Origin of the sequence: Pontibacter saemangeumensis, from assembly GCF_039541895.1 — a bacterium.
In the GTDB taxonomy this organism is placed as follows: Bacteria; Bacteroidota; Bacteroidia; order Cytophagales; family Hymenobacteraceae; genus Pontibacter; species Pontibacter saemangeumensis.
This window is the reverse complement of the sequence record NZ_BAABHC010000004.1, coordinates 81,734-95,789: the sequence shown is the minus strand read 5'-3', so window position 1 is coordinate 95,789 and position 14,056 is coordinate 81,734. Positions and strand designations below refer to the sequence as shown.

At 52.6% G+C, this 14,056-nt stretch carries 11 protein-coding genes; 5 read left to right on the top strand and 6 right to left on the bottom strand.

All coding sequences use genetic code 11. From position 1 onward, the window contains the following. Positions 1 to 27: 27 nt before the first annotated feature. The 5 genes from ABD920_RS05005 to ABD920_RS04985 all read right to left on the bottom strand — a co-directional run bounded on the left by ABD920_RS05005 (position 28) and on the right by ABD920_RS04985 (position 6,413). Entirely contained in the window at positions 28 to 312 is a 285-nt protein-coding gene (locus tag ABD920_RS05005; RefSeq protein WP_345157242.1) for an Rdx family protein, read from the bottom strand. A gap of 37 nt (positions 313 to 349) precedes the next feature. Next, a complete protein-coding gene (locus ABD920_RS05000; RefSeq protein WP_345157241.1) occupies positions 350 to 2,893 on the bottom strand; it encodes a family 20 glycosylhydrolase in 2,544 nt (847 codons plus the stop codon). A gap of 473 nt (positions 2,894 to 3,366) precedes the next feature. Then, complete coding sequence (locus tag ABD920_RS04995; RefSeq protein ID WP_345157240.1) at positions 3,367 to 4,128, bottom strand: MBL fold metallo-hydrolase; 762 nt, start codon at positions 4,126 to 4,128, stop codon at positions 3,367 to 3,369. Between the two features lie 83 nt (positions 4,129 to 4,211). Further along, positions 4,212 to 5,564, bottom strand: coding sequence for a hypothetical protein (locus ABD920_RS04990; RefSeq protein ID WP_345157239.1), 1,353 nt, complete (start codon positions 5,562 to 5,564; stop codon positions 4,212 to 4,214). Positions 5,565 to 5,618: 54 nt separating this feature from the next. Continuing rightward, positions 5,619 to 6,413: a thymidylate synthase gene (locus tag ABD920_RS04985; RefSeq protein ID WP_345157237.1), complete on the bottom strand. Its 795-nt coding sequence runs from the start codon at positions 6,411 to 6,413 to the stop codon at positions 5,619 to 5,621. Between the two features lie 413 nt (positions 6,414 to 6,826). Between ABD920_RS04985 and ABD920_RS04980 the strand changes: the two genes are divergently transcribed. The 4 genes from ABD920_RS04980 to ABD920_RS04965 all read left to right on the top strand — a co-directional run bounded on the left by ABD920_RS04980 (position 6,827) and on the right by ABD920_RS04965 (position 12,522). Beyond that, a complete protein-coding gene (locus ABD920_RS04980) occupies positions 6,827 to 9,082 on the top strand; it encodes an efflux RND transporter permease subunit (protein ID WP_345157236.1) in 2,256 nt (751 codons plus the stop codon). 67 nt (positions 9,083 to 9,149) lie between these two features. Continuing rightward, positions 9,150 to 9,719, top strand: a complete 570-nt coding sequence (locus ABD920_RS04975; protein WP_345157234.1) for a hypothetical protein — start codon at positions 9,150 to 9,152, stop codon at positions 9,717 to 9,719. 202 nt (positions 9,720 to 9,921) lie between these two features. Continuing rightward, a complete protein-coding gene (locus tag ABD920_RS04970) occupies positions 9,922 to 11,874 on the top strand; it encodes an AAA domain-containing protein (RefSeq protein WP_345157232.1) in 1,953 nt (650 codons plus the stop codon). Between the two features lie 135 nt (positions 11,875 to 12,009). Further along, a complete protein-coding gene (locus ABD920_RS04965) occupies positions 12,010 to 12,522 on the top strand; it encodes an FKBP-type peptidyl-prolyl cis-trans isomerase (protein ID WP_345157230.1) in 513 nt (170 codons plus the stop codon). Between the two features lie 77 nt (positions 12,523 to 12,599). Here ABD920_RS04965 and ABD920_RS04960 read toward each other — a convergent pair whose 3' ends face one another. Then, positions 12,600 to 13,193: an acyl carrier protein phosphodiesterase gene (locus ABD920_RS04960; RefSeq protein ID WP_345157229.1), complete on the bottom strand. Its 594-nt coding sequence runs from the start codon at positions 13,191 to 13,193 to the stop codon at positions 12,600 to 12,602. 144 nt (positions 13,194 to 13,337) lie between these two features. On the opposite strand from ABD920_RS04960, the gene ABD920_RS04955 reads away from it, so the two are divergent. Further along, a complete protein-coding gene (locus tag ABD920_RS04955) occupies positions 13,338 to 13,838 on the top strand; it encodes a pyridoxamine 5'-phosphate oxidase family protein (RefSeq protein ID WP_345157227.1) in 501 nt (166 codons plus the stop codon). Positions 13,839 to 14,056: the final 218 nt, after the last annotated feature.

Sequence of the window (14,056 nt, the reverse complement as noted above, 5' to 3'; positions counted from 1 at the left end):
TAGCTTAGCGGTATACGCTGCCTTTCTTCAATCCTTCTTGCTGTCGCTGTGCCCCAAAGCTCTGTCCGGGGCAATGCGGTCGCGGACGAGTTGCTTTAACTCTTTTGATTCCGGGAAGCGACCTGCCTCTTTCCGGGAATAAATCAAATCGCCGTTCAGTCGCACGTCAAACACCCCGCCGGTTCCCGGCGCCAGCGCCACCTCCCCGATTTCCGTCTCGAATGTTGTCAGGAGTTCCTGCGCCATCCAGGCCGCCCGCATCAGCCAGCGGCACTGGGTGCAGTAGTTGATTTCAATTCGGGGAGCTGCCATATATAAACTTCTGATTTATGTAACGAAAAATGTGAGCTTACTTGTTCTCTACAGTCACCCCCCTGCCGCCTCTGCCAGTCGGGTCGAAAACGCGTAGTTTCACAGTGCCTTTCGCAGTAATGGGGCCGGAATATACCTTGCTTTGGGCAGTCGGTTCGGAGCCGTCGGTGGTGTACCGGATGACAAGTCCCGGCATTTGCACATTGGCCAGCACCTTGCCGTTCTCTACTACTGCTCCGGCTGTCGGGATGCGGTAGTTAAAGCCGTCGAGGTAATAACTCAGGCGTGGCAGTTCGCGCTTGCCCAGCACATTTACGAACTCCGACCAAGCCTGCTGATAAAGTGTCTCGCCTTTGGCGGCCTCTTTTTCATTGGCCCAGGCAGGATCCGGTGCCCATGCCCGCTCCGCAAGCCCCAGCAGTTTGGGCAGCAGCATATATTCGAATTTCTCCGGTGTGGTCAACATTTCAGTCCAGAGCGGTGCCTGCAGCCCCACAATGTTTTTCTTTCCCGCTTCTGTCAGGCGCACTTTATCGGCATATATGGACGGGTCGATGGGGTTATTCTCTGTGTCTACCTTCATGTTCTTCATATAGTCGTACGGGATGAAGTAGAAGGGCTTGTCAACATCCACGTAACCACCCCAGTTCAGCCCCGTTTCCTCGTACGCCTTCTGGTAGGCCAGGTCAAGGTACATGTTCGTCACGTTCGTCAACACCACTTTATAGCCCGCATTCGCCAGCCGGTAAGCCAGGTCGATGTTGCTTCCGAGGTTATTCCACACATCCACGTGAAAGTTCTCGTTCGCGAAATCAGGGTTGGCGATATAGGTCATCTTCCCTTCTTTACGTACTTTTCGCATCCCGATTTCCTCCCAACCGGACAGGTACAGGTTGCGCTTCTTCAGCATGTCATTTATATTGGCGAAGAAGTAGTACCACAGGTCGTCGGTGTTATTTACTTTTGGGTTGTCGGCAATTACTTTCTGTGCTGCAGGCGATTTTTCCCAAACTCCCGGTGGCACCTCGTCCCCTCCAAAGTGAATGGTCTCGATGGGCGCGCCCGCTTCTTTGTACATCGCCAGTATTTCGTCCGTCACTTTCTCCAGGAAGTTGTAAGTGGAAGGAAGGGCCACATCCATTACGTTGTCGTTGAAGTTTTGCACTGATTGGTACTCAGACTTGTCGTTCAGGTCGCGGAGCAGGTAGCGCTCAGCCTCCGCCTTCTTGCCCTCCTTCATCAGGCGCGCATAGCGGGCATCCATCGACTTGATGGCGGCACGGGCATGGCCAGGTGTTTCAATCTCCGGAATTACTTTTATATGCCGGGCGGTGGCATGCTTCAGAATGTCAATAAATTCCTGTTTGGAGTAATAGCCGCTGCCGCTGGAAGCGTTCACATCCGGGCCGGAGCCGTAGGAAGGCTGCAGATTTTCCCCGTCATCTATCGTATGGCCACGCTCGCTGCCTACTTCGGTAAGTTCAGGCAAGCCGGGAATCTCCAGCCGCCAGGCCTCGTCCTCACTGAAGTGGAAGTGCAGCACGTTGAGTTTATAGAGCGCCATCAGGTCAAGCACTTTAAGCACCTGCTCTTTCTTCTGAAAATTACGCGCTACGTCCATCATAAAGGCACGGTGCCCGAAACGGGGATTATCTGACACCTTTACGCCAACGATTTCCACAGATTTCTGAGGAGAAGCGAGCGCAGTGGGCGGCACCAGTACTTTCAGCGACTGCGTGCCGTAGAAAATACCCGCTGGCGTAGTAGCCGATATCACCACTTCCTGCGGTGTTACCTGCAACTCATATGCCTCCGGCCCCAAACCGTCCTTTTTCTGCAGCCTGATGGCTTTGCCGGTGGCAGTCGGCTGCACCGGGGGCTCCTGCCCAAACACACCGCCAAGGTACTCAGCCAGCAAAGCCGCTTCCTTGCTGAACGTTTTATCGGCCACAATCGGCACCGCTGGTGTAAGGGTAATGCCTTTGCCGGTTTCGGTATAGCTGGCCGGTGTCGGGAATACTTTTGTCAATTTCTCAACCGGGATATCTTTGATGGCCTTATTCTGGGCGTACACCTCTTTCGCTTCAATCCAGCCTACCATGTTTTTAGTTGGTTTCTCATAGGTGACTTCCCCGACACGATGGCCCTTTGCTTTATTGTCATCCCACACCAGGTAAAAGCCAACAGGGGCCCGCGACTCATTGATCATCTGGCCGCCTGATACAATTGAGATTTTTTGGGAAGATCCGGCAGGAATTCTTTTAAAGCTGGATGTGGGCACCATCCGGAGGAGGTCGCCGTTCACATGCTCAATCTTAACCGGTGCGTTGGCACCTTCTGCTTTAAATGATGGGGAAGCATGGAAATAAAGCGCCCATCCACTCGCCGGCAGCGGTTGCTGGCCGGTGTTCTTCAGTGTTAACGAGGAGAGCGTTTGCGGTTTGTTCTGGTATTTTTCCTCTACCACCTCCCAAACCAGGTCGAGTTTACTGGGGTCATATTTTTGGGCGGTAGACTGGCTTCTGGCACCATACTGGACGAGGAGCACACTTAAAAGGGTGAAGACGACTCTTTGAATCATATAGTCAGTTGTTTTATAAATGGTTAATATGAATTTATAATTAGAAAATGAAGTCTGTACCTGTACAGCGGTGCAGAACGTTTACTCAATCTATCGAATTCCGTTCAAATTTAAAAACAGAAGCAAACACAGGGCCAATTACAGCCCTGTCAGCTTTCGATAAAATTTAATCCGCGCAGTAAGTGAACGGTGCGACATGGAGCAGCATGGAGAACAACGAATCGGGAGTACGCGGCGAAATGGGATGATGTGATCAAATATAACATGGCTCTGTATAAGGCCGCCCGAACAGGCAAAAATCAGCTGCTGAATGTAGGCCCTGCATCTATATATGTAGGCTACAGACTGCCACGGCTGTTTCACTGAAAGACCTGTTTTCAAACCCAAAAAAAGGCCGAAGCGAAACCCCCGGCCCTTTATGATGCTTGTTTTTGGTAGAATAAAATTCGGCTTAAGCGAATACTTCTTGTCTGTTACTGCGCTGGATACCAGTCTTTCAGCCTTACCTCGATGTTCTTGTTTTTCGCATTAACCTGCTTTTTGAAAGCCTCCACATCAGCGAGTCCGCCCTGGCCGCGGAAGTGGTAAGGGTAGATGATTTTCGGCTTGAAATCAAGCGTGGTGCTGGCCGCCTGGTCAATATCCATGGTATATGGCAGGTTCATCGACAGGAAAGCCACATCAATGTTCTTCAGCCCGCGCACTTCCGGCACGCCCTCGGTGTCGCCGGATATATAAACGTTCTTATTGCCTAAGTTCAGGATATAGCCGTTACCTCTGCCTTTCACGTGCTTGGCATCGGCGCTTTCTGGCAGGTTATACATCGGCACCGCTTTAATCGGTATCCCATCCACCATCAGGCTTTCGCCGTTGCCGACCACTTTTGCCATGACCTTGTATTTCTCCGGCAGTTGGTCTGCCACCGCCTGGGGCACCACAAACGTTGCGCCTTCCGTATCAATCGCATCCAATGTCTCGGGGTTCATGTGGTCGCCGTGGATGTCCGTGATCAGGACCACATCCGGTTTGGACATTCCCGTAAAGGCCTCCGCGCCGCCCGTCGGGTCCACATAGATGGTTTTATTGTCCCAGGTCAGGACGAGCGTGGCGTGCTCAATGGGCTGAATAGTAAGATCGCCCTTGTTGGTTTTAATTTTATCCGGCGTAGCCTGCTGGGCGTTGGCCTGCAGCAGCACGACCGCTAACGCGGCGGTAAGAAATGTTTTTAACTTCATAGTATAGATGGTTTGAGTGGGAACAGATAAAGGGCAGTTTGGTTTTATGGCATACTGTCCCTCATCAAATAAAGATTTAATTCCTAGGTCCTGACCCGGATTGTCGGAAACTTGGTCTGGATATCGTTGAAAATGATCTCATATATCCTTTCGATGCGGTCCGTGGCGGGTGTATCGGTTTCTTTTCGCTCTTCCTTCCAGCGCAGGTAAAACAGGAACGATGGCTCCAGGATATAGAGTGTCTTTAGTTTCTGGCGCCACTCCAGTAACTCAAAGTCAAATTTTTGCTGCAGTTTGCTCATCACGCCCAGGGTGCTGTTGATGGACGTTGGCGGAGGCGTCGTAAACTTTATGCTGAGTTGCGCCAGCCGTTCGTCAATTTCGTGGCGCTGCAACTTAAACGTGATCGGGTCCAGGGTGAAAGCCAACAGCAGCAACTCATACGAATTATACTTCTGCCCGCCTCTCCTGAATCCCCGGATAATGACCTCATATATGTCCCGGAACACGCTGTAGTCTGTTTGTGCAACGTTGTACAAGGCTTTGGAGACAGCCTCTTTAGTAAAAACAGATTTGGAGATGGCTTTTTTAGGATCGATTTCCAGTATTTGACTGTCGAAGAACAGCCGCAGGCAGCAACTTTGCGTGATGATGGGCAGCCCCACGCACTCGGTGGCGATGAACTTTACCAGGGATTTTTTAAGGGGGACGTTCAGGTAATTGAAGCCGCTCGTGATGATCTTCTCTAAATCGGTGGTGTGCCAGGTGCCGACTTCTATATGTGCTATTCTGCCCACCAGGTCTCTGTTGGAGTAAGCCAGGTCCACGGCATGGTGCGTGGTGCCCAGCACGATCACCGATACTTCCTCGTCTACAAAGGCCTTCCACTGCTGGAAAAGGCTTTTCTTTACCTCGTCTTTCAGGTAATGGAAGTCCTCGATCACTAAAACATAGGGCAGGTTTTTCAGCACCGGGATGAGGTGCTTGGGAGATGGCTTTGAGATGATCTTTTCGCGGGCGGTGCTTTCGCTCACCCTGTCAGAAAGGCCAAGGCTGACCTCCCCGATCAGGTTGGCCAGCCAGCTCCAGCCTATCTTGCCACCGGCTTTCGCGCTGCCTGTTACCTGTGTATCCTCCGCTGCCGTGTTAGCCGTAATGCGGTCGAAGTTCACATCCTCCAGCGCTTTTCGCCAGACATCCTCCGTCGTCAGCTGATCGTCGCAGCGCACGATCAGCGGCAGTTTATTTATTTCGGCGAGCACCTTCTGGTAAAGCGTGGACTTGCCGGTTTTAGACGGGCCAGTGATGAGGCAGGGCTTTCCCTCAACATCCAGGTATTCCGTCAGCAGCCGTTCGTACTCCCCGTCGTTCCGGCTCACGTAGGTGACGCTGGGGGTGCCGATGGTCTTAAAAACATCCTTGATTTTGACTATCATGCCGCACTAATCCTCCCTGCTTCTATATAAATCAAAGTAAAAACGGCTGATACACTACACCGCCACCGGCGCCTTGATGGCGGGATGGGGATTGTAATTTACCAGCGCAAAGTCCTCGTATTTAAAGTCGAAGATATCCTTTACCTCCGGGTTGAGCTTCATTTGCGGCAACAGGCGCGGTTCACGGGTCAGCTGCAACTGCGCCTGCTCCAGGTGGTTTATATATAAATGCGTGTCGCCACCGGTCCAGATGAACTCTCCCGGCTCCAGCCCTGTTACCTGCGCCATCATCAGCACCAGCAGCGCATAGGAGGCAATGTTAAACGGCACACCCAGGAACACATCGGCAGAGCGCTGGTACAGCTGGCACGACAGCTTGCCCTCAGCCACATAAAACTGGTAAAAGGCGTGGCACGGCGGCAGTTTCATGTGCTCGATCTCCGCCACGTTCCAGGCGCTCACGATGATGCGGCGCGAGTCGGGGCTGTTTTTCAGCTGGTTCACCACCTGTGAGATCTGGTCGATGTGCCGGCCGTCGGGGGTTGGCCAGCTGCGCCACTGCGAGCCGTATACCGGTCCAAGGTCACCGTTCTCGTCCGCCCATTCATCCCAGATGCTTACGCCGTTCGCCTTGAGGTAAGCAATGTTGGTGTCGCCCTTCAGGAACCAGAGCAGCTCGTGCAGGATGGACTTCAGGTGTACTTTCTTGGTCGTCACCATCGGGAAACCTTCCGCCAGGTCAAAGCGCATTTGGTAACCAAACACGCTGAGGGTGCCCGTGCCGGTCCTGTCCTCCTTCTTCACCCCTTTGTCGAGGATGTGCTGCATCAAATCTAAATATTGCTTCATCTATATAAAGGCAATTTATGTGTCATGTTTAAAGTTAAAGATAATAGCTTTTGTTGATTCTCCTGATGTAAAAGGACAGAATTCCTTGCTCCGGCGATCCATCCACCTGTCTCCGCTCGTGGCTCTGAATCTCGCGAAACACCTGATCGCTTATATATGCCTACATCCATTATCACCTGCATCCTGCGCACGAAGCTGTTCTACAGCACCCAACACTTCCCCACCAGGGAGAGGAATCAGCAGACAGGTTATATGAAATGCAGATGAACCAGCTGACATGGATATTAGATGTCGAACGCCTATATAACCTGCCTCAAATCCATTCGTTTTAAGCAAACATATTCCCCGTTATGCAGTTGTATCTTTGCATTTTGAAATGACGCAAGTTACCGCCAGTTTATACAGCACTCCCTTTGAACCTCCGAAAACTTAGCCTTTATACCCTGCTCGCGATCGGCCTGTTGTCAGCTTGCAGCGTCTACTTCGCCACCCGCCTGCGGTTCGATTATAACTTCGACAACTTCTTCCCGAAGGGCGACCCGGACCTGGCATACTTTTTCAGCTACCGCGACAAGTTCGGCAACGACAACGACTATATCCTGATCGGCCTTGACAACGAGGGCAGCCTGTTTGAGCGGGAGTTCCTGACAAAGGTAGACAGCCTGACAAAGTATATGCAGCGGCAACCGAACGTAGAGGCGGTGCTCTCCCCTACCACCGTCAAAAGCCCGATCATTGAACAGTTCGGGTACTTTGAGATCCCTTACCTGCACGTGGCGGAACCGGAGCGGTATGCCCAGGACTCCGTGGCTATATATAATTCGCGGGAGCTGGTAGGCACCTTGTTTTCGGAAGACGCAACATCGGTCTCGCTTTTTGTGCAGACGGCAGACAACCTGGGCAAAGGTGCCAGCGACACCTTGATGGCAGCGTTGAACAACAGGCTGGCACAACTGCAACTCACAGAGCATCATATAGCGGGCAAGGCACTGGCGCAGTCGGTGTTCGTGGACAGGATGAAGATTGAGCTGGTGATTTTCATGTCAGCATCCATCGTGCTCGTTATTCTATTCCTTTGGATCACCTTCCGTACCGCCTGGGGAGTGCTGGTTCCCCTGTCGGTGGTGCTGCTGTCGGTGCTGTGGGCGCTGGGGGTGATGGGGCTGTTTAACAAGCCGCTCGACGTGATGACGATGCTGCTGCCGACGATCCTGTTTGTGGTGGGCATGTCGGATGTTATCCATATCCTGTCGCGCTACGTCACCGAACTGGGCCAGGGCATGAAGAAGCTGCCGGCCCTGAAAATCACCGTCAAGGAAGTGGGGATGGCCACCTTCCTCACCTCGCTCACCACTGCTATCGGGTTTCTCACCCTGCTAACCACGGCCATTGTGCCGATCCGCAACTTCGGGCTATATACCGCCATTGCCATCGGGCTGGCCTATATATTGGCTTTCACCATGCTGCCTGCCATTCTGCTCCTTCTCAAAAAACCCAACCCGGTACGAGCCCGGCGGGTAGACTTTTCGTGGCCTATCCTGCTGCGCTGCATGCTGCGCTTCGTGCTCCGCCACCCGAAAGTAATTCTGACAACCAGCCTGTTAATCACCGTTATCAGCCTTGTCGGCATCAGCCAGATAAAAGTGGACACCACCTTTTTAGAGGATCTGGGAGATGATGACCCGATTCTACAGGACTTCCAGTACTTTGAGGAAAAATTCTCCGGCGTACGCGCGTTCGAGATGCACCTGATCGCCGTGGAGGGCCACAGTATATATGACCTAGAGGTGCTGCGGGAATTGGAGGAACTGGAAAATTACCTTTACAACACCTACGGCCTCAACTTCGTCACTTCGCCAGCCACGGTGGTGAAGACCATTAACCGCGCCCAGAACGGCGGCCTCCCCGACTACTATTCCCTGCCGGAGAGCAGGCGCGGGATGCAGCAGGTGAAACAGCGGCTACAGGCGTTCAGGAACCGTAGCGACCTGCGCAGCGTGGTGACGCCGGATGGGAAAGAGGGCCGGCTGACCGGGAAGATGAAAGACATAGGCAGTGCGGCTGCCACCGTCAAGAACGACTCGCTGCGCAGCTTCATCAGCCGCAACATCAACCCGGAATACCTCCGCACGCGCATCACAGGCAGCTCTGTTCTGCTCGACAAGAACAACGCGTACGTCACGTCTAACATGATGCAGGGCCTGATCATCGCCTTCGGAGTGATCGCGGTGATCGTCGGGTTGATTTTCCGTTCGTGGCGCATGGTCATTATCTCCCTCATTCCGAACGTTATTCCCCTGCTGATGATCGGCGGCATCATGGGCTTCATGGGCATCAATATGACCGTCTCCATCTCCATAATCTTCACCATTGCGTTCGGAATAGCCGTCGACGACACGATACACTTCCTGAGCAAGCTGAAGCTGGAGCTGATGTCCGGGAAGTCGCTGCCCTATGCAGTCAAGCGCACCTTCATATCGGCGGGCAAGGCCATCATCATCACCTCCTGCATTTTAGTGGCGGGTTTTCTGACGCTGGTGCTCTCTACCTTCGACGCCACCTTTTACGTGGGCCTCTTCGTGAGCCTTACCCTGGTCTTTGCCGTGGCAGCCGACCTGTACCTACTGCCTGTGCTGATTCTGCTGTTTTACAGGCCGTCCAAAAAATAAATGAAGGCTTTTCCCTTTCGGTTGGCCATATTTGCATGTAAATTAAGCGTAACGTTTAGGAGAGAAGATGAAGAGACTATTAGCCTTGGCTGTGTGCTGCCTCTGGTTTGTAGGTGCGCAGGCCCAACAGCAAGACAAACTGACCACCCTCATGAATGAGCGCGAGCAGCTGGTGCTGGAGTACCAGTTCTACAACCAGCAGAACAGCAATTTCTGGGGCAAGAAATCCAAGAACGACCTGATCAGCATCATTGAGACGCTGAAAAAAATCATCAACACCGACTCCGAGTTGATTGCCGCCATCAAGGAGGCCAGCATCAAAAAAGTGGCGGAAAGCACCGTGGAGAACCAGCGCGAAGGGAAAATGACGGTGCAGGACCAGCGGATCATCAGCGCCCGAATGGCTGATTTGCAGAGCCAGATCAAGATGCTGCAGACGAACATGAAAAAACGCGAGCGCACTATCAAGGACCTGGAGGCGCAGCTAGCCGAATCCTCGGAACTGCGCTACGGCAAAGACAAAGTGATCACGGTGCTGGGAGCGGCCGCCTTCATCCTGCTGCTCTATTCCATCTTCCTGCAGATCAGGCTGAGTAACGCCTCTAAGAAAGTGCGGAAAAAGAAGGCCTTGAAATAGTGCCTGCCCGTCATTCTGATGCACATTAAAAAGAGCTTGGCAAACGCACCTAATTTGAATCTTTAAATGCACGAATACTGTTAAGGATAAGCGACAGAAAAAACATGGCCAGGGCAGGGACAGAACTGCCTTGCCTGGAGATATAAATACATTATTTTGAAAGGCTGGAGCATATATGCCAGCCTTTCTTTTTTGGAGATACATGAGCGAAATACTATATGAACTGAAGCAGGTACAGGAACTGCTTAAGATTGAACAGGAAGAAGACCGACAGCAGTACAAGATCAAGAGCTTGAAGAGCACCGTGGCAGAACGCAAAGCCATGGGCTTTTGTTGGTACCCGGTCACCATCACCAAAGAAGAGATTGGGTTCGGGAACAAAGTGGTAATTGAACTGGAACGCACCAAAGACCGCGACCAACTCCACCTGTTCCAGACGGGCAAGGCCGCAGCCGTGTTCAGCAACAACGGCAGCGGGGAGCGCCAGAACCTGAACGGCGTGATCGTGGGCCTGCGGCGCAACAAGGTGCTGCTGGCCACCAACAAGGAGGACCTTCCGGATTGGATTGAGGAAGGCCGCCTCGGCATCGACCTCACCTTCGACGAGATGAGTTACCGTGAGATGGAGTTCGCGATGAAGAAGGTAATCGAAGCCTACAAAACCCGGCTGGCGGAGCTGCGCGATATCTTACTGGGCGACACTCCTCCCCGCTTCACGGATACCCAGGTGGAGGAGATTCCCTCCCTGAACCCGTCTCAGAACGAGGCAGTCCGCAAAATTGCGCAGGCGAAGGACGTGGCCATTATTCACGGCCCCCCGGGCACGGGTAAAACCACCACGCTGGTGCAGGCCATCCTGAAAACGCTGGAGACGCAGCAGCGCCTGCTGGTTTCGGCTCCTTCCAATACCGCTGTGGACCTGCTGACAGAGAAGCTGGCCAACGAAGGCGTGAACGTGATCAGGATCGGGAATCCGTCGCGGGTGTCGGATGTGCTGCTGGAGCATACGCTGGACGCCCAGATCATGAGTCACCGTTCATATAAAAACCTGAAGGACTACCGCAAGACAGCTGAGGAATACAAGCGCATGGCTTTCCAGTACAAGCGAAAATTCGGGTACGAGGAGCGTGCGCAGCGCCAGTTCTTTAAATCCGAGAGCAAGCGACTGCTCGACGAGGCCGACCGCGTGGAGGAGTACATCACGGACGACCTGCTGAGGAACGTGCAGGTGATTACGTGTACGCTTGTCGGGGCCGCCAACAAAGCCATCCGCCACCTCGAGTACGACACCGTGTTTATTGACGAGGCCGCGCAGGCGCTGGAGCCGGCCTGCTGGATCCCGATCAGCCGCGCGAAGCGCGTGGTGCTGGCCGGCGACCACTGCCAGTTGCCCCCCACGGTTAAATCCTTTGAGGCGGAGAAAGGCGGGCTGAGCAAGACGCTGTTCGAGAAGTGCATCGAGCGGCAGCCGGAGGTGTCGGTGATGCTCAAAACTCAGTACCGGATGCACCACCACATCATGGAGTTCTCGAACCAGCAGTTTTACAAGGGCGAACTGGAGGCACACGCGAGCGTGCACAGCAGCGACCTGCACCTGTTTGACCCGCACTTTGCCCCGGGCCTGGCGGTGGAATTCGTGGACACGGCCGGCTGCGGCTACAACGAGGTGGAATCGCCTGAAAGCTCCAGCTCTGCCAACCCGGACGAGGCCAACCTGTTGCTCAACCACCTGGCGCACCTCTTGAAAAAATATGCCCCGGCCAACGGGGAAGAAAACGAGCCGTTGCGTATCGGGGTGATCGCACCGTACCGTGCCCAGATTAATTACCTGCAGGACCGCGTGGAGCACATGCCGCTCTTGCACGAACTGAAGCAGAAAAGGCTCCTAAGTGTTGGCACCGTAGACAGTTTCCAGGGGCAGGAGCGAGACATTATCTACATCAGCATGACGCGGAGCAATGACAAAGGCGAGATCGGCTTCCTGGCTGATATCCGGCGCATGAACGTGGCAATGACCAGGGCAAAGAAAAAGCTGGTGATCGTCGGCGACAGCGCCACCCTCAGCCAGCATCCGTACTATGCGGCTTTTCTTACGTACGTAGAAAGCATCAACGCTTACCGAAGCGCCTGGGAACTGACGGAGTGCATGCCTTAGCTAATGAAAAGCTGAAGAGAAACGGCTTGGAGAACAGCAGAATGAACACTCGCGATAACCTGTTACCGTTGATTTCCGAATAAGATATTTTACCTTTAGGAAATTCACTTGTATAACCTTCTGAAAGAATAAAACATGAAGATTGAAAAAAACAAAGTGGTCACGCTTACTTACGAGCTGCGCATTATGGACGAGAATGGTGAGCAGAGCCTGATCGAAACAGCCAACGAAGAACATCCCATGGTGTTTATATATGGCATGAGCGGCTTACCCGACCAGTTTGAAGACAATCTGGAAGGGCTGAGTACAGGAGACAATTTTGACTTTAAGCTGGACACAGAGGACGGTTACGGCGAATACAACGAGGAGGCTGTGGTTGAGCTGCCTAAAAATGTTTTTGAAGTGGAGGGCAGTGTGCCTGACAACATGTTGGAAGAAGGAAATTTTATCCCGATGACTGACAGCGAAGGCAACCAACTACAGGGCCGTGTGGTGGAAATTGGGGAGGAAACCGTGAAAATGGACTTTAACCACCCGCTTGCCGGCAAGGAGCTTTTCTTCAAAGGCAAAGTTGAAAAAGTGCGGGAAGCTACGCAAGAAGAACTGGACCATGGCCATGTACACGGCGAGGGCGGTCATCAGCATTAAGTATAACAATTTTATATATAAAAGGAGCAGCCGGGTGGTTGCTCCTTTTTTTTTATGGCTATGCCTGTAACGGCCCGCTATACCTTCAACAAATCGAGCTTCACTTCCGCTACATAGCGCTGCAACTCCGGAAAGAAAGCAGCAAATTCGGCAGCATATAACCCATAGTTTTCCTGCAGTTCCTCCGCTGCCGTTTCCATACCCGACACAAATGTAGCCCGGCGGCTCATGCCCGTCAGTGCCTGCCCAATGCCTTCTACCTGCGCATAGGATAGCAGCCAGTTGTGCCGGCGCATATGTGGGAACAGGTGCTGTACCCGCGGGGGCAGCAAGTCGAAGTGCCGCTGGATGAGGCTGTATATCTGCTGTGTGTAGGCCGGCAGCGGCTCCTGGGCGTAGTGCTCAAAGTTCGCGGCCAGGAAGTGGTCGTAGAACATATCGCCGACCACCGGGGCGAACTTTCTGTATTTAGGCCGCAGGCGTGACTTGGTATCTGCTACCACGGGGTGCGTGTCGGTGAAATGGTCGATGAGGCGGTGCAACAGGATGCCTTTGGCAATGCCCGGCGAATATAGCTCAGCTTGTTTACCTTTGACGGAGTCGGCGATAAAATTACCGATAAGCAGTTCTTCCTCATCGCCTGACAGATATATATGTGCTAAAAAATTCAAATCGATATGGATAGTACAGTGAGTGTAAACAGGTTCCCGCGGCTTTTGTTTCAGCGGTTGGTTTACAGGGCTGCCGGCACCCTGCCATTATAAACCCTACGCCGCCGCACCCGTAATTTAAAGCTGAACTGACTATATAAAGCTATGAATAACGACCCAACAACAAAGGAAAATCTCGGAAAGCTCATCGACATGATCAAGGATATCAAAGTAGCCATGCTCACCACCATGGATGAAGACAACTGCCTTCGCAGCCGCCCTATGCGTGCGATGGAGGTGAAGCCGGACGGTGACATCTGGTTCTTCACGGGGTATCATTCAGGCAAATCGCATGAAATAGAGCACGATGCGCATGTTAACCTGAGCTACTCCGACCCTGATAACGAAAATTATGTATCCATATCCGGCAAAGCGCAGGTGTTGCGCGACCAGCAGAAGATCAACGAACTTTGGAACCCAGCTATGAAAACCTGGTTCCCCAATGGCAAAGAAGACCCGAACGTAGGCCTGATTAAGGTAACCATCGACAAGGCGGAGTATTGGGATGCGCCCAACAGCGTAATGGTGCACTTGTATGGCATGGTGAAAGCCGCTTTAACCGGTGAACGGCCCAATGCAGGCGACAATAAAAAGATAAATCTTTAAAACCAGCTGCATACAAGTAGCCTGAGATAAAATCATATGCATTAATCTGTCGACCTGAATGCTACGACCATTGATCAAGCATTTAATCCTAATAAAAAAGGCTTTTGATGTATTGAAAAACTCATTAGAAACACCAGCTAAACATTCTTCTTTAGCTGGTGTTTCTGTTTAGGTTGCCTGGCATATATACAGTGAATTACTTTACTAAAGCTGCTTCT

Bases quoted from the DNA above. Each gene is read 5' to 3' on its own strand.
- ABD920_RS04990 (WP_345157239.1), bottom strand. From the start codon at position 5,564: ATGATAGTCAAAATCAAGGATGTTTTTAAGACCATCGGCACCCCCAGC.
- ABD920_RS04985 (WP_345157237.1), bottom strand. From the start codon at position 6,413: ATGAAGCAATATTTAGATTTGATGCAGCACATCCTCGACAAAGGGGTG.
- ABD920_RS04965 (WP_345157230.1), top strand. From the start codon at position 12,010: ATGAAGATTGAAAAAAACAAAGTGGTCACGCTTACTTACGAGCTGCGC.
- ABD920_RS04955 (WP_345157227.1), top strand. From the start codon at position 13,338: ATGAATAACGACCCAACAACAAAGGAAAATCTCGGAAAGCTCATCGAC.
- ABD920_RS04975 (WP_345157234.1), top strand. From the start codon at position 9,150: ATGAAGAGACTATTAGCCTTGGCTGTGTGCTGCCTCTGGTTTGTAGGT.
- ABD920_RS05005 (WP_345157242.1), bottom strand. From the start codon at position 312: ATGGCAGCTCCCCGAATTGAAATCAACTACTGCACCCAGTGCCGCTGG.
- ABD920_RS05000 (WP_345157241.1), bottom strand. From the start codon at position 2,893: ATGATTCAAAGAGTCGTCTTCACCCTTTTAAGTGTGCTCCTCGTCCAG.
- ABD920_RS04970 (WP_345157232.1), top strand. From the start codon at position 9,922: ATGAGCGAAATACTATATGAACTGAAGCAGGTACAGGAACTGCTTAAG.
- ABD920_RS04995 (WP_345157240.1), bottom strand. From the start codon at position 4,128: ATGAAGTTAAAAACATTTCTTACCGCCGCGTTAGCGGTCGTGCTGCTG.